The organism is Ferrigenium sp. UT5 (assembly GCF_045866295.1).
Taxonomy (GTDB): Bacteria; Pseudomonadota; Gammaproteobacteria; order Burkholderiales; family Gallionellaceae; genus Sideroxyarcus.
This window is the reverse complement of sequence record NZ_BAAFRY010000014.1, coordinates 46,069-63,721: the sequence shown is the minus strand read 5'-3', so window position 1 is coordinate 63,721 and position 17,653 is coordinate 46,069. Positions and strand designations below refer to the sequence as shown.

Genomic DNA, 17,653 nt, shown 5'->3' with positions numbered 1-17,653 from the left:
TGGGCAGCAGCCAGAAAAAACCCGCCCGAAGATAGCAAGGTAATTGCGCTCAACGGGTGAGAGAAAGCAGATTTACTGAATCGAATTTACAGCAAATTTTGGACTTGACCATCCTTCGTCCCGCGCCAGCAGTTCCATCACCACGTCATGGGTGAGCGGCCTGCCTTGCGGCAAATTGTTCAACAGCGGTTGTGCCCGCAGGGCTACAGACCGGCGGCCCACGGAAACAGGCACGGGAAGACCGGCAGGCTAGCGGGCAGGCTGCGGGGCAGGCGGACGCGCAATTTGACAATGGGTGACGAGAGACGGGTTTCCACTCATGCGCGATCGGAGGGCGGGGTGGGCGGGGTGGCGCGCCCGCCCTCAACCTGGTCTGGATTTTCGAGTTCTTTTTCCAGCAGGGAGAGACTGTGGTTGATTTCGCTGCCGGCACCGTGCAGGACGCGTTGCAATTCCTCGGTTTCGGCCTGCACTTTGTGCTGTGTCTCGCGCAGTTCTTCCAACTCGATGCTGCTGCTGACATCCTGTTTGACCTTGTTGATGTAGCGCTGGATGCGCCCCAACCACTGCCCCATCGTGCGGGCGACCCGGGGCAGGCGATCTGGACCGATGACCACCAGCGCCACGACCATGATGATCAGGATTTCGGCAAACCCAATATCAAACATCGAAAGATTCCGGCTGTATCAGACTCAATCCTTGTGCTGTGTTTTATTTTTGGCTTCGCTTTCGCTCACCCGATCATCGTCACGCAACTTCTGCGCCGCCTCATCCTCGCTGCGCATCCCCTCCTTGAAACCCTTGACCGCGCCGCCCAGGTCGCTGCCCATGTTGCGAAGTTTCTTGGTGCCGAAAATCAGAATCACCACCAGCAACACGATCAACCAATGCCAAATGCTGAATGAACCCATGGTTTTCTCCTTGAGATAAATTGAATTGAGCGCAAGCAAGATGAGAGGTCTGATTCTGCCATTGATTATGCGGTTGCGGCAATAAATGCGCTTCCCGCACTTCCCCTGTTTGACGGCTGCCAATCGCGCGGAATGACGGGCACTAAATTTGCCGCAGCCCCCGCATCCTTGTGTAGTCGGGCGATTGCCCACCCCGAATTGGATTCTTATATCACCTTGCCCGGATTCATCAGATTGAGCGGATCGATCGATCGTTTGATCGTGCGCATCAATTCCAGTTCGAGCCCGCTGCGATAGTGGGTGATCTCTTCGCGTTTCAGTTGCCCCACGCCATGTTCGGCACTGATGCTGCCGTCGAGTTTGCGCACCACTTCATACACAATCCGATTCACTTCATGCTCATGCAGTTCGATGAAGGTGGCGTTATGGGCCGCATCGAGCAGGGAGATGTTGTAGTGGATGTTGCCGTCGCCCAGATGACCGAAGGCGACAATGCGGATACCGGGGTACTGATTGCGCAATGCGGCACCCGCTTGTTCGATGAATTCGTCCGCGCGGCTGACCGGCACCGATACATCATGCTTGATGCTGATGCCTTCGGCCTTTTGCGCCTCGGCAATGTTCTTGCGCAGCTTCCACCAACGTTCGGCCCGTTCTTTATCGGCGCTGATGTCGAACTCGATAACCCCCGCGCCAAAGGTCAGCAGGGCATCGCGCAGCACCGTCTCCAGCGGCGCCGGCAGCACGTTGGCCAATTGGGTGATGATGAGCCATTCGTGCTGTGTGGCAAAGGGTTCGTGCGTGTCGTTGATATGCCTGAACACCAGTTCAAGACAGGAGCGCGAGATCAATTCGAAGGCATTGATCATGTCGCCACAGGTGGCGCGCAAGTGTGCCAGCAGCGCCACTGCCGCCGCCGGATCGCGCACGGCAATGCAGGCGGTCGCCACCGATTTCGGCAGCGGGAAGAGCTTGACCACGGCGGCAGTAATGATGCCGAGCGTGCCTTCCGCGCCGATGAACAGTTGCTTCAGGTCGTAGCCGGTATTGTCCTTGCGCAGGCTGCGCAGTCCGTCCCAGATGCGCCCGTCCGGCAACACCACTTCCAGCCCCAGCACCAGGTTGCGCGCCGTGCCGTAGCGCAGGACGTTGATACCGCCCGCATTGGTGGAAAGGTTGCCGCCGATCTCGCAGTGCGGCGCGATGGCCGTGAGTCCCAGCGGAAACAGACGATCCGCCTGCTCCGGCGCCGCATATAACGATTGCAGCTTGCAGCCCGCTTCGACGGTCATGGTGTAGTTGACGGCATCCACGTTGCGGATGCGGTTCATGCGCGAGAGGTTGAGGACGATCTGCTGGCTGCCATCGGTCAGCGGCACCGAGCCGCCGCACAAGCTGGTATTGCCGCCCTGCGGCACGATGGCGACACGGTGCTTTGCGCACAACTGCACCACTTCGGAAACTTGCTGCGTATTCGCGGGGAAGACCACCGCCAGCGCATCGCCCTGATAGCGTCCGCGCCAATCCTTGTAGAACGGGACAGCGGCGTCCCCCGTCAAAACGCCATCGCCGCCCGTAACGGCGGCGATGGCCTGCAACATGCCGGGTTCCAATGACATGGTGTCCCTGATATTAGTTGAACGTTAAATTTGCATGGCACACATCGAATGGATGGGAGCGCGAGCCGAACGAATCAATGGTTCCTTGCACCATGAACTAATTCCCACCGTGTTCTGTTCGTTCATGATCAGCGTTTTTCATTCCCCTTGGCAGTTCGGGCGCTGCTTCGGGTTTAATTGGATCGAATCTCGCCTTTTGAACGGTATGCGGATTGTGGCATTCGGTGCATACCCACCAGCGCTTCTTGCCACCCGTCTTCCATGATCCGATTCGTTTGCCGTGGATGCCCATTCTCCAGTTTGCGTAAACCTGGCCGTGGCACGAACCGCATAGTTTTTGAGGTTGATTGAAACTCACCTTGGCTCCCTGGCGATCTTTGAGGCTATTGCGGTCAGTGGCGTTGTGGCAATCAAGACACCAGATCGCCCCCCGTCCATGTTGCAACTGGAGTGAGTCTTCCACAATGTCCTGGTGCATTCCAAGCTCCCTGGGCTTGTTACTCTTGGGAAAGGGGACTGTTTGGCCATCGTGACAGGCGGCGCAATGCTTTTCGGGGTCCATGTTGAAGTACATCAGGTGCGGCTCCCTTGGCTTGACCACCGCATTGGCGAAATCGCCCCGGGTCGGGTCATCCGCAGCCAGCACCGGCATGTCGCCCATGGGTATGGTGCCGTCATAAGGATCGCCATACCACCAGACTTTGCTCGTTCTATTCGAGCATTTGACATTGGGGTAGCCATATTGGGGAACTGCGTTTTCAACTCTTGTGACGGTGGTGTATCCCTCTCTGCTTTCAAAGCACTCTGTTACCGGCGGCTCAGTCGATTTAGCCGGGGCCGGGGCCGCTGTCGCATCTGCTGCGATAACACCCAACCAGCCACCGGTAACGAGCAGGCACAACATGATCCAATATCGGACTCGCACATTCATTCTGGGTCTCCTCCCAATCTTCAATATAGGCATCATCAACTTTGTGGGCTCTGTTCAGAAACCGCTGTCCTGTTGCTGAAAGAAACATCGCCCACCAGGATTCCGGTTGCAGCTTTTAATGTGAGCGTCATCGACATGATTCCAAACGCCCAGCAAGCCAGTACATTGGCGTATTCGATGAACGTCGTGTGATACACCACATATTCTCCAAGCGGATCCGGGCTGAAAGCCGGGAATATAAGCAGGAACGGCTTCTCTATCAGGATTGATATCGCGACCACAACGCAAACAATGGGAAGCCAGCGGTCGTAACTTTTCCTGACCTTCGGAAACAGCAATGCGAAAAAGGAACCGGCAAAGCATGCCATGATGAACCAGAACCAGGGCACGTAGTCGTTCAGACCGTTATGGCCGAACATGACGAATTTCAACGAATCGGCATGCTCGGTGCCGGAATAAAGTACCGCGAAAATCTCTGAAATGAACACCAGCAACATGATGCCGAGGCTCCAGATGATTATTTGCGACAACAAATTGATCGCGCTGTCAGCAATCTGCAGGCGGGTGTATTTTCTGATGAGCAGGAATACGATGATGATGAGCGCGGGGCCCGATGCACCCGCCATCGACAGAAACGCGAAAGGCAGGACTGCGGTGTTCCACGCGAACATCCTCGCATTGCTGGCAAGAACGGCGGAGGTAATGATATGGATAAGCGGCCCCCACAAAACTGCCAGCCAGATGAGATATCGATAGAAATACCCGTGCACCGGTTTGCCTACATACCGTTTGTACAACAGAAAATAGGCCGCGACAAGGTTAACAATCAGGTAAACATTCAACACAATCACATCAAAATCGAGCGTGGAATTGGGAAAATTGAAGTAACCGAGGCCGGGGACCATATGCCAGAACCTGTCTGGTCTGCCCATGTGGTACAGGACGAGAAGTATGCCTGTACTAACGAAGCCAAGGGCGATGATCTCGCCGAGCACGGCCAGCTCCTTCATCCCTTCATGCTTGTACATAAAGGCGGGAAGCACCACCAGGATGGCGGCAGCGGCAACGTGGGCGGTAAAGACAAAATTCGCGAAAAACATCTCCATCGTAGCTTGGTCAGTAGCGCCGGTCACGATAAGACCCTGGGTGAATTGTATGTAACTCGTATAGATACCGACCAGGATGAAGATGGACAGGAAACCCAGCCATGCATAGTACTTCGGGCCGCCTTTGAATGCGTAGGACCAGAAGTCGATTATAAAATATTTCAGTTTTTGCATCATTGACTCCTTAATCCATAAAGTAGAAAAACTTCGGATAGGTATGGAATTCTTCCTTGAATCTGAATACCTTCTTCGTGGCCAGCACCTGCCTGATTTCACTTTGCGGATCGAGGAGGTTGCCAAATTTTCTGGCGCCCACCGGGCATGCTTCCATGCAGGCGGGATTCCTTCCTTCTCTTGTGCGTTGCAGGCAGAAGGTGCACTTCTCCATCACGCCCCGCATACGCGGCCTGTTGCCGTAGTAGTGCGTTTTCGGATTCATATCTTCTTTGGGCAGATTGGGCTCGCCCCAGTTGAAGCGCCTTGCGCCATAAGGACAAGCCAACTGGCACATGCGGCAGCCAATGCACCAGTTGTAATCGATCACAACGACGCCGTTGGGCTCCCTGAATGTGGCCCGGACAGGGCAGGTCTTGACGCAGGGCGGTTTTTCACACTGATGGCACTGCACAGGCATGTAGAAGGAGTCCTTTTCGGGCACCTGTTCCGGTTCGTAATAGCGCTGTGCATCTTCAATGCTGACCCCGGCGGGGCTGTAAGCATTCCCGCCGACCTGAAGACCGTAATCACCCATCCTTTCAGTTTCCGGATAGCCCTTGTCCAGTTTGTCTGCGGAGAAACTCCCTTTCTCCATCTTCAACACTTTGATCCATTGAATCTCGGGGTCATAGCGCGACTGGTTGTTCTCCTGCACGCAGGCATGAACGCAAGTCCGGCAGCCGATGCACTTCTGGATATTGAGGGCGTAACCGAAAAGGACGCCCTCCAATGCAGGCGCCCCCGAAACGGTGACCTTCTTTTCATATTCTTCGGTATATCTGGTTTCCAAACGTGCGATGGCCTCCTGCTTTTCTTCTTCAGACATCAGCTCGTAATGTGACTGAAACCATTCCTGAAAAGTGGCCGCTTCGGCTTCGGGAGAACCCGCGAGTGCCACTGCGCCTGCGGCAATCCCCATGTGCTTGAGGAACTCACGGCGAGCATCATCCACATTATTTGTTTCTATCTCTTTTTTGTCTTCCGACATCATTGCCTCCGGTTACAGCAGATGAACAACAAAACGTTATGCAGTTTGCTTGTGGTGATTTCCCAATATTTCGTCGAGCATCAACTTCTTCTCGTCATCGGTCATCAGCACGAATTTCTTCTGCAACATGATTCTTTCCTGCCGCAGCGCTTCCTGTGCATATTTTCTTTTGTTGCTTTGATTTGCCGAATCCGCGGAAGCGGTAGCTACTGTCTTCGCCACCCCGGCGGTTGTAACCGCCCCGACAACGGCCACCGCACTTCGAAAAAACATTCTCTTGGAAACATCCAACTTCTCGTTCATTTTTTCCTTGGTCATAACCGCTCCTTATGTAGTAAGTTTTTCAAAAGCAATATTAGTGTTTGTTCACTTTTCTAAATTACTCCTGCACATCGTTTCAGGTCAACTCATTTAAGTCCAAGTTATTTAGTCTGATAAGCGGCGCCTTGGTACTTTACTCGGACATTCTGCGGCGATAATTTCAGCTCGAAAGAACGCATGATGTGACTGTGCTCCAGGTTGCAAAACTGCACGTATTGCTGCTTCACGTGCTAATGTCCCCCGTGTAAATTTTGTCTGCACTCATTCACCGAGACGGGTGAAGCCATTACGCCCAAAACTTGCCGGAAGGGATTGACATGAATAACGACAAGCCGCACATCGCCATCATCGGCAGCGGTGCAGCCGCCATGGCCTGTGCATTAACAGCCGTCGAACGCGGCGCGCGCGTCACGCTGATCGAACATCGCAGCATCGGGGGCACTTGCGTCAACATCGGTTGCGTCCCCTCGAAAATTTTTATCCGCGCCGCGCACATCGCGCACCAGCGCACGACCAGCCCGTTCGATGCCGGCATCACCGCACAGATGCCCGTCATTGACCGGCTTGTTCTGCTTGCACAACAGCAAATACGGGTGGACGAACTGCGCCATGCAAAATATGAAACTATTCTGGAAAACAATCCGTCCATCACGCTGATGCGCGGCGAAGCGCGTTTTCTGGAAGGCCACAAATTGATCGTGCGTCTGAACGACGACAGCCGCAAAGTATCGTTTCGCAAAGTGCCGTTTGACCGTTGTCTGGTTGCCACCGGGGCAATGGCCGCACTGCCGCAGATAGCGGGGTTGGGCGACACCCCGTACTGGACTTCAACCGAGGCTCTTGCCTGCGGCAGCATCCCGCCACGGCTCATCGTGATCGGTTCTTCCATCATCGCGGTGGAGTTGGCGCAGGCATTCGCGCGCCTGGGCAGCAAGGTCACCCTCGTGGCGCGTCATTCCCTGATGTCCCGCGCAGATCCAGCAATAGGGGCAACCCTGTTTGAGGTATTTCACGCCGAGGGCATCAGCATCCTGTCCAACACGCTTGCCCATGAAGTCAGCCATGAAAATGGCGAGTTTGTATTACTCACGGATCAGGGCGAAGTGCGCGCCGAACGCTTGCTGATTGCCACAGGGCGCGTCCCCAATACCCATAGTTTATGTTTGGATGGCGTGGGCGTGGCACTGAATGAGCAGGGGCGCATCACCGTTGACGACCACCTGCGCACCAGCGCGCCCGACATCTACGCGGCGGGCGATTGCACCGACCAGCCGCAATATGTGTATGTGGCGGCCGCGGCGGGAAAGCACGCCGCCATCAACATGCTGGGCGGCGATGCCGCGCTGGATCTGTCGGCAATGCCCGCCGTGACATTCACCGATCCGCAGGTGGCAACCGTGGGCTTGAGCGAAGCAGAAGCCCAAGCACGCGGGATGGCGACGATCAGCCGCACCCTCCCGCTCGACAACGTACCGCGCGCACTGGTCAACTTCGACACACGCGGCTTCATCAAGATTGTGGCAGAGGCGGGTAGCCTACGCTTGCTGGGAGTGCAGGCAGTTACCGCAGAAGCGGGTGAACTCATCCAGACAGCAGCAATCGCCATCCATGCGCGCTTGACGGTCCACGATTTAGCCGACCAATTGTTTCCTTATCTGACGATGGTCGAAGGTCTGAAATTGTGCGCGCAGACTTTTAGCCGAGACGTCAAGCAGCTTTCCTGCTGCGCGGGCTGACAGGTCGGGCCTCAAAACTCAAGCGGATCGATGTCCAGCGCCCAACGCAGCTTTTGCGAAGGAAGTCCATCCAGCATGGGTTTCCAGACACGCAGGAATTCCTGCAATGATTTTCGTTGCGTACTCTGCACCAGCAGTTGCGCGCGGAAGTGGTTGGCGCGCTTCGGCATGGCGGCGGGCACGACACCGTAGATTTCGACGGGCAGGTTCAGCGCCAGCGCCCTGCCGCGCGCGCGTTGCAGAAAATCGTAGCTAACGCTTTCCTCTTTGGCTTCCGCACTCAACAGCGCCTGATGCACAAAAGGCGGGAAACCGGCCATCTTTCGTTCGTTCAACAGCGTCTGTGCCCAGCTTACAAAGTCGTGCGTGCGCAATGCCTGAAACAAGGGATGGTTGGGGAATGCCGTCTGCACGATCACCTCGCCCGCCTTGTCGGCACGCCCGGCGCGGCCGCCGACTTGCGCGAGTTGCGCGAACAGTTTTTCCGAAGCGCGGAAATCGGCGCTGTACAACGCGCTGTCGGGACTGACCACGCCGACCAGGGTCAGATTGGGAAAATCGTGTCCCTTTGCCAGCATCTGCGTGCCCACAAGAATGTCGGCCTCACCGTCGTGGATCTGTTTGCGCATGGCATTCCACGCGCCTTTGTTGCGCGTGCTGTCGCGGTCCACGCGCAGGATGCGCGCTGCCGGAAAGCGTGCCTGCAGCGCCTCTTCCATGCGCTGCGTGCCCAGGCCGACCGGTTTCAGGTCGGCATCGCCGCAGGTCGGACACGCAGCGGGGACGCGCTGTTGGAACCCGCAGTGGTGGCAGCGCAGGCTGCGGTCCCTGAGATGCAGCACCAGTTTCCCCGCGCAGTGCTTGCACTCGGACAGCCAGCCGCAGGCGGTGCACATCAGTACCGGGGCATAGCCGCGCCGATTGAGAAAAATCAGACTCTGTTCCTTGCGCTGCAGGCGCGTTTCGATCGCGGCAAGCAAGGGCTCGCTCAAGCCTTCCTGCAACGGCAATTGGGTGATATCGAGACAGCGCACGACGGGCAAGGTCGCCGGCTGCACCGCGCGCTGCGTCAGTTGCAGCAACCGATAACGCCCGCTCTGGGCGTTGTGCCAACTCTCCAGCGACGGCGTGGCCGAGCCGAGCACGATGGGCACACCGCGCTGGCTGGCACGGAAGATGGCCACGTCGCGTGCCGAGTAACGCAGGCCATCTTGCTGCTTGAACGAGGCATCGTGCTCCTCGTCCACCAGAATCAGGCTCAATTGCGGCAGCGGCGTGAACACGGCCAGGCGCGTCCCGAGCACGATGCGCGCCTGGCCGGATTGTGCCTTGAGCCAGTTTTGTGCGCGTTCGCCTTCTGCCAGTCCGCTGTGCAGGCTGACCAACTCCACGTTGGGGAAACGGCTGCGAAAGTAGTTTTCCAGTTGCGGTGTCAGATTGATTTCGGGTACCAGCAACAATACCTGGCCGCCGCCCATTCGACCTCGCTCAGGACAAGACTGCAACATTTCGTGCATCAGATGCACATAGACCTCTGTCTTGCCGCTGCCGGTGATGCCGTGCAGCAGGAAACAGCCGTAGCCCTGCTGCCGCGCGACGACATCCACGGCCTGCTGCTGCTCGTCCGTGAGCCGGTGCGCGTTCTCGAAATCATGCGTGGTGTGCGGCAGCGGCATCCCTGCCTCGACCCAGCCCGCCTCCAGCAATCCTTTCAATGCAGCGGGGGCACTGGCCGACAGTTCGCGCAATTGCGCCCCCTTCAGGGGGCCGCGTCGCAATGCCTGCAGGATGCGTTGTTGCACCACGCGGCGCTTGGGTAGCATCGACAACTCCAGCGCTGCGCCCGCTTCGCTCAGGCGGTAAGTCAGCGCCTGCTTCGGCGTGAACGGCGCGGCAGCGCGCAAACGCGCAGGCAATGCGGACAGAGCGACCATGCCCAGCGGATAGTGGTAATAGTCGCTGCAAAAACGCAGCAGGGCGAGCAACTCTTGCGGCAGCGGCGGCACATCATGCAGCACGCGCAGCACCGGCTTGATGCGTGCAGCGGCCAATTCGGACTGCGCCGTCCGCTCCATTACGATGCCGATCACTTCCTTGCGCCCGAAAGGCACGACGACGCGCGCGCCGATTTCGAGCTGCAAGCCCTCATTGGCGCTGTAGTCGAAAAGCGTTGACAACGGCACGTCCAGCGCGACGCGAACAAGCGACAGTTTAGTGAGAGTTTCTTCAGTCATTTCTGCAAAGTTTAGCCAATCACCTTGAACCCTATAGGCTTTTTTTCTTATGCACATTTGCTGTGGATAAAGTTGTGGAAAGATTGTCCAGATCGGCGCTAACTGCACACGAAATATAGGCTTTCATTTCCGCGCCCATTTATTGCCCATCCAATTCAATCATGAATAAACAATGAGTTACACAACAAAAAGCAAAAGCCACGGGGAAGTGGGCCCGTGGCTTCTGTGGTCGTGCCCGTCCTGTTCATAACCGACAGGACTTGCCTTGATTTAATGATACTTTTTGCTGAGCTCGTGGACTGCCTGGACCAGCGCGGCGACATTTTCCGGATCGGTGTGCTGGGAAATGCCGTGACCAAGATTAAACACGTGGCCACTCCCGTAGCCATAACTGCTCAACACCTTCTCGACTTCGTTGCGGATGACCTCCGGCGTGGCGAACAAAACGGCCGGATCGAGATTGCCCTGCAGCGCAACCTTGTGTCCCACCTTCTGCCGCGCCACCCCGATGTCCATGGTCCAGTCCAGACCGACCGCGTCGCAACCGCTGTCGGCGATGCTTTCGATCCACAGGCCGCCGCCCTTGGTGAACACGATGGACGGGATGCGCACCCCCTCTTTTTCCTTGATCAGCCCGGCGATGATGCGTTGGGTGTAGGCCAGCGAAAACTCGTGGAAAGCGGCATGCGACAGTGCGCCGCCCCAAGAATCAAAGATCATCACGGCCTGCGCGCCGGCTTCGATCTGTGCATTGAGGTAAGCGGTCACTGCCTGCGCCGTCACGTCAAGCACGTGGTGCATCAGCTTCGGCTCTTTGTACAGCAAGGTCTTTACCTTGGCGTAGTCGTCGCTGCTTCCGCCCTCCACCATGTAGCAGGACAGTGTCCACGGGCTGCCGGAGAAACCGATCAGGGGAATGCGCCCATCCAGCGTCTTGCGGATTTGCGCCACGGCATCGGTCACATATTTCAGATCCTTGCCGACGTCCGGCACGTGCAGCGCCTTGATGTCCGCTTCGGTTTGCAGCGGACGTTCGAACTTGGGACCTTCCCCGTCGGCAAAATACAAACCCAGCCCCATTGCATCCGGCACGGTCAGGATGTCGGAAAACAGAATCGCGGCATCCAGCGGAAAACGCTCGACCGGTTGCAGGGTGACTTCAGTCGCCAGATCGGTGTTCTTGCACAAGCCCATGAAGCTGCCCGCCTTGCGCCTGGTGGCGCGGTATTCCGGCAAAAAGCGGCCGGCCTGACGCATCATCCACAGCGGGGTGTAGTCGGTTGGCTGGCGCAACAGCGCGCGCAGGAAGGTGTCGTTCTTGACTTTGAAATTCATTTTTCTCTTTTCTTATCGGGGCAAAAGGCTGCTGCCCATCAGGAACTCGTCCACCGCACGCGCGCACTGCCGCCCTTCGCGGATCGCCCACACCACGAGCGACTGCCCGCGGCGCATGTCGCCCGCCGCAAAAACTTTTTTCACGCTGGTGTGATAGCCGTTGTCGCCGTCGGTGGTCGCCTTGGCGTTGCCGCGCGCATCCTTTTCCACGCCGAAGGCATCCAACACTTGCGCCAACGGGTTGGTGAAGCCCATCGCAAGGAAAACAAAATCCGCTTGCAGGGTAAATTCGCTGCCCGCGATCTCGACCATCTTGCCGTCCTTGAACTCGACGCGCACCGCGCTGATCGATTTGAGCACACCGTTCTCGCCGTTGAAGGCCTGGGTGGCAATCGCCCAGTCCCGCTCGCATCCTTCGTCGTGCGAACTCGAAGTGCGCAATTTCATCGGCCAGTAGGGCCAGGTCAACGGTTTGTTTTCCTGATCCGGAGCGCGCGGCATCACTTCGATCTGGGTAATCGAGGCAGCCCCCTGGCGGTTGGAAGTGCCGACGCAGTCGGAGCCGGTATCGCCCCCGCCGATGACCACCACATGCTTGCCCTGCACGTTGATCGGATTCTTCGCGTCGCCCGCGTTCTCCTTGTTCTGTGGAATCAGGAATTCAAGCGCGAAGTGCACCCCCTTGAGTTGCCGACCCAGCACCGGCAGGTCACGCGGCTGTTCGGATCCGCCGGAGAGGATCACCGCATCGAATTCCTTTTGCAGTTGGTTCGGGCTGATGGTTTTCTGCGCATCGTTGGCGATCGCTTTGCCCGGCGCCTCCTTGCCGATGAACGTATGGGTCTGGAACTGCACCCCTTCCGCGGCCAGTTGCGCCATGCGCCAGTCGAGCAGGCGCTTGTCCAGCTTGAAGTCCGGAATGCCGTAACGCATCAGGCCGCCGATGCGGCTGTTTTTCTCGAACACGGTGACCGCGTGACCGGCCCGCGCCAGTTGCTGCGCGGCGGCCAGACCGGCGGGGCCGGAGCCGACCACGGCGACTTTCTTGCCGGTTTTCTTTTGTGCCGGTTGCGGCACGACCCAGCCGTTCTCGCCGCCCTTGTCGATGATCGCGTGCTCGATGGATTTGATCCCGACCGCGTCGTTGTTGATATTCAGCGTGCAGGCCGCTTCGCACGGCGCGGGACAGATGCGGCCGGTCACTTCGGGGAAATTATTGGTGGAGTGCAAAACATCCAGTGCCTGCCGCCACTTGCCGCGGTACACCAGATCGTTCCAGTCTGGGATGATGTTGTTGACCGGGCAACCGTTGTTGCAGAACGGGATGCCGCAATCCATGCAACGTGCGCCTTGCTGCTGCGCCTCCGCATCGGTCAGGTGGGCGACGAACTCGCGGTAGTTTTTTACCCGCTGTTCGACCGGCGCGTAACTTTCGCTGACCCGCTTGAATTCCATGAATCCGGTTGGCTTGCCCATTATGCGGCCTCCTTTTGTTGCGCTTGTTGCGCCGCAATCTCCAGCAACGCGCGCCGGTATTCGGTCGGCATCACCTTCACGAACCTGGGCAGATAAGTTCCCCAGTTGTCCAAAATCAGCCGGGCGCGGGCGCTGCCGGTGTAGCGCAGATGTTTTTCGATCTTGCCGCGCAGCACGGCTTCATCGGCTTTGTTCAGATGATTGAAATGGACGCGGCCATGCCCTTCGACTTCTCCGGTCTCGCTCTGTGCCGCTTCTTCCGGAACGCCTTCGAGTTGCACCATGGCCAGGTTGCAGCGGCTCCTGAAACTGCCGTCTTCGTCCAGGACATATGCGACGCCGCCGGACATGCCGGCCGCGAAGTTGCGTCCGGTCTGCCCCAGCACCACCACCAGGCCGCCGGTCATATATTCACAGCCGTGGTCGCCAACCCCTTCCACGACCGCGATGGCGCCGGAGTTGCGCACGGCAAAACGCTCGCCGGCGACTCCGCGGAAGAACACCTCGCCGGCCGTTGCCCCGTACAACACGGTGTTGCCGACGATGATGTTGTCTTCGGCCACCAGCCTGCTTGCGTCCGCCGGTTTGACGATGATGCGCCCGCCGCACAGGCCCTTGCCCACGTAATCGTTGCCTTCGCCTTCCAGCTGGAAAGTGATGCCGTGCGCCAGGAAGGCGCCAAAACTCTGGCCGGCGGTGCCGCGCAGCTTGACGCGAATGGTGTCGTCGGGCAGTCCCGCATTACCATGGCGCTTCGCCACTTCATACGACAGCATGGCGCCGACGCTGCGGTTCACGTTGCGGATCGGCGTCTCGATGGCCACCACGCGCTGGGCGTCGAGCGCTTCCTTTGCCTGGGCGATCAGTTCGTTGTCGAGCGCCTTGTCCAGACCGTGATCCTGCGCTTCGGCATGGCGGCGCGCGACATTCGCCGCAACCTGCGGTTGATGGAATATTTTGCCGAAGTCGAGGCCCTTGGCTTTCCAGTGCTCGATGCCGGCGCGCATGTCGAGCAGGTCGCTGCGGCCGATCAGGTCTTCGAACTTGCGGATGCCCATTTGTGCCATCAGTTCGCGCACTTCTTCGGCGACAAAGAAGAAATAGTTCACCACGTGTTCAGGCTGCCCGGTGAATTTGCGGCGCAGCGCCGGGTCCTGGGTGGCGACACCGACCGGACAGGTGTTGAGGTGGCACTTGCGCATCATGATGCAACCTTCCACCACCAGCGGCGCGGTGGCAAAGCCGAATTCGTCCGCGCCCAGCAGTGCGCCGATCAGCACATCGCGTCCCGTCTTCAACTGGCCATCGACCTGCAGGCCGATGCGGCCGCGCAGCTTGTTCAGCACCAGCGTCTGTTGCGCTTCCGACAAACCGAGTTCCCACGGCGTCCCGGCGTGCTTGATCGAGGACAGCGGCGAGGCACCGGTGCCGCCGTCGAAGCCGGAGATCACGATATGGTCGGCCTTGGCTTTGGACACGCCCGCCGCCACCGTGCCGACGCCCACCTCGGATACCAGCTTGACCGAAATGGAAGCCGACGGGTTCGCGTTCTTCAGATCATGGATGAGCTGCGCCAAGTCTTCGATTGAATAGATGTCATGGTGCGGCGGTGGCGAAATGAGACCGACACCGGGCACGGAGTGGCGCAGTTGGCCGATGTATTCGGAAACTTTTCCGCCTGGCAACTGGCCGCCCTCGCCGGGCTTCGCGCCCTGCGCCATCTTGATCTGGATCTGGTCGGCGCTGGCCAGATATTCTGCCGTCACGCCAAAGCGGCCGGAGGCCACCTGCTTGATGCGCGAGCGCAGCGAGTCCCCTGGCTGCAAGGTCTTGTCGGCTTCGATCCGGTTCTTGCCGATGATCTCGGACAATTTCTCCCCGCCGTGCAACAGCCTGAAGCGGTTGGCATCTTCGCCGCCCTCGCCGGTATTCGACTTGCCGCCGAGACGGTTCATCGCGATGGCCAGGGTGGTGTGCGCCTCGGTCGAGATCGAGCCGAGCGACATCGCGCCGGTGGCAAAGCGCTTGACAATTTCCTGTGCCGGCTCGACTTCGGCCAGCGGTATCGGGCCGCCCGCAGACTTGATCTCGAACAGACCGCGCAGCGTCATCTGGCGCCGGGTCTGGTCATTGATCAGCTTGGCATATTCCTTATAGGTCGAAAAATTGTTGGCGCGCGTGGCGTGTTGCAGCTTGGCGATGGAATCCGGCGTCCAGGTGTGGTCTTCGCCGCGCGTGCGCCAGGCATATTCGCCGCCCGCGTCCAGCATGCCCGCCAGTAGCGGATCGTTGCCGAATGCGGCCGCGTGCATGCGCATGGCTTCTTCGGCGACTTGCTGCAGGCCGATACCCTCGATCTGCGTGGCAGTGCCGGGAAAGTAGCGCTCGATGAACGCGCTGTTGAGTCCGACCGCTTCGAAAATTTGCGAGCCGCAATAGGATTGATAGGTGGAAATGCCCATCTTGGACATCACCTTGAGCAGTCCCTTGTTGATCGCCTTGATGAAGCGCTTGTGCGCGTCTTTGGCACTCACACCGGCCGGCAGCTCCATCGCCGCCAGCGTATCGAACGCCAGCCACGGATAAACCGCCTCTGCACCGTAGCCAGCAAGCAGAGCGAAATGATGCACTTCGCGCGCGGAACCGGTTTCAACCACGAGGCCGGTGCTGGTACGCGAGCCCGCCTTGACCAGATGATGATGCACTGCCGCTGTCGCCAGCAAGGCCGGAATCGCCACCCGCGCGGCGGAAACCGCGCGATCGGACAGAATCAGCACGTTGTAACCGCCGGCCACCGCCTGGTTCGCCGCCCGGTGCAATGCTTCGATGGCCGCTTCGCATCCGGCCGCGCCATTCCGTGCCGGATAGGTGATATCCAGCACTTTGGCTTTGTATTTGCCCTTGGTGAGTTTGTCGATTTGGTGCAGCTTGGCCGCGTCTTCATGCGACAACACCGGTTGGTGCGCCTCCAGGCGCGGCGCGGGTCTGGTTTCGTCCACGCCGAGCAGGTTGGGCTTGGAGCCGATGAACGACGTGAGCGACATCACGATCTCTTCGCGGATCGGGTCGATCGGCGGATTGGTCACCTGTGCGAACAGTTGCTTGAAATAGTTGTACAGCACCTTGTTGCGGCTGGACAACACCGGCAGCGCGCTGTCACTCCCCATGGAACCGGTCGCTTCTTCCCCCGCGTTGGCCATCGGCAACAGGATGAACTTGAGGTCTTCCTGCGTATAACCGAACGCCTGCTGTGCATCCAGCAAGGAGGTCCCTGCGTCAACTTTGGCCGCCACGTCCGGCAGGTCATCCAGGTAATAGCGCGACTGTTCGATCCATTTGCGATAGGGCTTGGCGGTGGCGATCTGCTGTTTCAGTTCGGCATCGTCCACGATGCGCCCGGCCTGCATGTCGATGAGAAACATCTTGCCCGGCTGCAGACGCCATTTCTTGACGATCTTTTGCTCGGCAAAATCCAGCACGCCCATCTCGGAGGCCATCAGCACCACATCGTCTTCGGTGATCAGATAGCGCGCCGGGCGCAAACCGTTGCGGTCCAGGGTTGCGCCGATCATGCGGCCGTCGGTAAAGGCCACGGCGGCCGGACCGTCCCACGGCTCCATCAGCGCAGCGTGGTATTCATAGAAGGCACGGCGTTCTTCGTCCATCAGCGGATTGCCCGCCCAGGCTTCCGGAATCAGCAGCATCATGGCGTGCGGCAGCGAGTAACCGCCGGCCACCAGCAATTCCAGCGCGTTGTCGAAACAGGCGGAATCGGACTGACCTTCGGAAATCAGCGGCCACAATTTATCGAGGTCTTCGCCCAGAATTCTGGACGACATCGCGGCGTGCCGCGCCGCCATCCAGTTCACGTTGCCGCGCAGGGTGTTGATCTCGCCGTTGTGCGCGATCATGCGGAACGGGTGCGCCAGATTCCAGGTCGGGAACGTGTTGGTGGAGAAGCGCTGGTGCACCAGGGCAAACGCGCTCACGACGCGCTCGTCCTGCAAATCACGGAAATACTTGCCGACCTGGTCGGCCAGCAGCATGCCCTTGTACACGATGGTGCGCGACGACAGGGACGGCACGTAAAAGCCTTTGCCCCGGCCTTTGCCTAGTTTGCTGATGGCGTGCTCCGCCGTTTTGCGAATCACAAACAGCTTGCGTTCGAAGGCATCCTGATCCGGCGTATTCTTTCCGCGCCCGATGAACACCTGGCGCACCAGCGGTTCGACAGCCTTGACGCTTTGTCCCAGGGTGCTGTTATCGACCGGCACATCGCGCCACGCCAGCAAGTTCTGGCCCTCGTCTTTGATCTTGTCGGCGATGACCGTTTCGCAGGCTGCGCGCGCCTCGGGATCGCGCGGCAGGAACAGCATGCCGACCCCGTACGCGCCCGCCGGCGGCAACTGGATGTTGCCCCAGCCCATTTCGTCGCGCAGGAATCGGTCCGGAATCTGGATCAGTATCCCGGCCCCGTCACCCGCCAGCGGATCGGCGCCCACCGCGCCGCGGTGCGTCAGATTCTCCAGAATTCGCAAGCCCTGACTGACTCTGTCGTGACTGGCCTGCCCTTTGATATGTGCGACGAAACCGACCCCACATGCATCATGTTCATGGCGCGGGTCATACAAACCCTGCCGCGCCGGCAATGAAGAATTGTTCACCTTGCTCTCACCCCAATCATTCAACTAAACGGCGGCAGACACCCGCACCAAACTCTAGAATTCATCCAAAAGGGCGGGAATGCTACCCTAAACCTCGCCCTAAGGGCAACCCGGGC

Annotated in this window: 11 protein-coding genes and 1 pseudogene; 1 reads left to right on the top strand and 11 read right to left on the bottom strand. The window is 58.8% G+C overall.

Features of this window, described 5'->3' with window-relative positions:
* Positions 1 to 317: 317 nt before the first annotated feature.
* From tatB to ACKTSJ_RS06925, 7 genes are all read right to left on the bottom strand, one after another.
* Entirely contained in the window at positions 318 to 668 is a 351-nt protein-coding gene (gene tatB, locus ACKTSJ_RS06955) for a Sec-independent protein translocase protein TatB (RefSeq protein ID WP_407898715.1), read from the bottom strand.
* A gap of 24 nt (positions 669 to 692) precedes the next feature.
* Positions 693 to 911: a Sec-independent protein translocase subunit TatA gene (tatA, locus tag ACKTSJ_RS06950; protein WP_407898713.1), complete on the bottom strand. Its 219-nt coding sequence runs from the start codon at positions 909 to 911 to the stop codon at positions 693 to 695.
* Positions 912 to 1,117: 206 nt separating this feature from the next.
* Positions 1,118 to 2,530: an FAD-binding oxidoreductase gene (locus ACKTSJ_RS06945; protein WP_407898711.1), complete on the bottom strand. Its 1,413-nt coding sequence runs from the start codon at positions 2,528 to 2,530 to the stop codon at positions 1,118 to 1,120.
* Between the two features lie 97 nt (positions 2,531 to 2,627).
* A complete protein-coding gene (locus ACKTSJ_RS06940) occupies positions 2,628 to 3,434 on the bottom strand; it encodes a hypothetical protein (protein ID WP_407898710.1) in 807 nt (268 codons plus the stop codon).
* 62 nt (positions 3,435 to 3,496) lie between these two features.
* Positions 3,497 to 4,741: an NrfD/PsrC family molybdoenzyme membrane anchor subunit gene (gene nrfD / locus ACKTSJ_RS06935; RefSeq protein ID WP_407898708.1), complete on the bottom strand. Its 1,245-nt coding sequence runs from the start codon at positions 4,739 to 4,741 to the stop codon at positions 3,497 to 3,499.
* Positions 4,742 to 4,751: 10 nt separating this feature from the next.
* Positions 4,752 to 5,771 (bottom strand): 4Fe-4S dicluster domain-containing protein, encoded by a 1,020-nt coding sequence (locus ACKTSJ_RS06930; protein ID WP_407898706.1) that lies wholly within the window; start codon positions 5,769 to 5,771, stop codon positions 4,752 to 4,754.
* Between the two features lie 36 nt (positions 5,772 to 5,807).
* Positions 5,808 to 6,089 (bottom strand): hypothetical protein, encoded by a 282-nt coding sequence (locus ACKTSJ_RS06925; protein WP_407898704.1) that lies wholly within the window; start codon positions 6,087 to 6,089, stop codon positions 5,808 to 5,810.
* 329 nt (positions 6,090 to 6,418) lie between these two features.
* On the opposite strand from ACKTSJ_RS06925, the pseudogene merA reads away from it, so the two are divergent.
* Positions 6,419 to 7,828: pseudogene (merA, locus tag ACKTSJ_RS06920) on the top strand (mercury(II) reductase); the annotation flags it as partial.
* Positions 7,829 to 7,839: 11 nt separating this feature from the next.
* On the opposite strand, the gene ACKTSJ_RS06915 reads toward merA, so the two are convergent.
* The 4 genes from ACKTSJ_RS06915 to gltB form a co-directional block, all read right to left on the bottom strand.
* Entirely contained in the window at positions 7,840 to 10,062 is a 2,223-nt protein-coding gene (locus tag ACKTSJ_RS06915) for a primosomal protein N' (protein ID WP_407898702.1), read from the bottom strand.
* 270 nt (positions 10,063 to 10,332) lie between these two features.
* Positions 10,333 to 11,397 carry a uroporphyrinogen decarboxylase gene (gene hemE / locus ACKTSJ_RS06910; protein ID WP_407898700.1) on the bottom strand — a complete coding sequence of 355 codons (1,065 nt, stop codon included), beginning with the start codon at positions 11,395 to 11,397 and terminating at the stop codon, positions 10,333 to 10,335.
* Between the two features lie 12 nt (positions 11,398 to 11,409).
* Entirely contained in the window at positions 11,410 to 12,873 is a 1,464-nt protein-coding gene (locus ACKTSJ_RS06905; protein ID WP_407898698.1) for a glutamate synthase subunit beta, read from the bottom strand.
* Positions 12,873 to 17,537 carry a glutamate synthase large subunit gene (gene gltB, locus ACKTSJ_RS06900; protein WP_407898696.1) on the bottom strand — a complete coding sequence of 1,555 codons (4,665 nt, stop codon included), beginning with the start codon at positions 17,535 to 17,537 and terminating at the stop codon, positions 12,873 to 12,875. The genes ACKTSJ_RS06905 and gltB overlap by 1 nt, the downstream gene beginning before the upstream one ends.
* Positions 17,538 to 17,653 lie beyond the last annotated feature (116 nt).

Coding starts and splice junctions, on each gene's coding strand:
- tatB (WP_407898715.1), bottom strand. CDS start 668: ATGTTTGATATTGGGTTTGCCGAAATCCTGATCATCATGGTCGTGGCG.
- tatA (WP_407898713.1), bottom strand. CDS start 911: ATGGGTTCATTCAGCATTTGGCATTGGTTGATCGTGTTGCTGGTGGTG.
- ACKTSJ_RS06945 (WP_407898711.1), bottom strand. CDS start 2,530: ATGTCATTGGAACCCGGCATGTTGCAGGCCATCGCCGCCGTTACGGGC.
- ACKTSJ_RS06940 (WP_407898710.1), bottom strand. CDS start 3,434: ATGTTGTGCCTGCTCGTTACCGGTGGCTGGTTGGGTGTTATCGCAGCA.
- nrfD (WP_407898708.1), bottom strand. CDS start 4,741: ATGCAAAAACTGAAATATTTTATAATCGACTTCTGGTCCTACGCATTC.
- ACKTSJ_RS06930 (WP_407898706.1), bottom strand. CDS start 5,771: ATGTCGGAAGACAAAAAAGAGATAGAAACAAATAATGTGGATGATGCT.
- ACKTSJ_RS06925 (WP_407898704.1), bottom strand. CDS start 6,089: ATGACCAAGGAAAAAATGAACGAGAAGTTGGATGTTTCCAAGAGAATG.
- ACKTSJ_RS06915 (WP_407898702.1), bottom strand. CDS start 10,062: ATGACTGAAGAAACTCTCACTAAACTGTCGCTTGTTCGCGTCGCGCTG.
- hemE (WP_407898700.1), bottom strand. CDS start 11,397: ATGAATTTCAAAGTCAAGAACGACACCTTCCTGCGCGCGCTGTTGCGC.
- ACKTSJ_RS06905 (WP_407898698.1), bottom strand. CDS start 12,873: ATGGGCAAGCCAACCGGATTCATGGAATTCAAGCGGGTCAGCGAAAGT.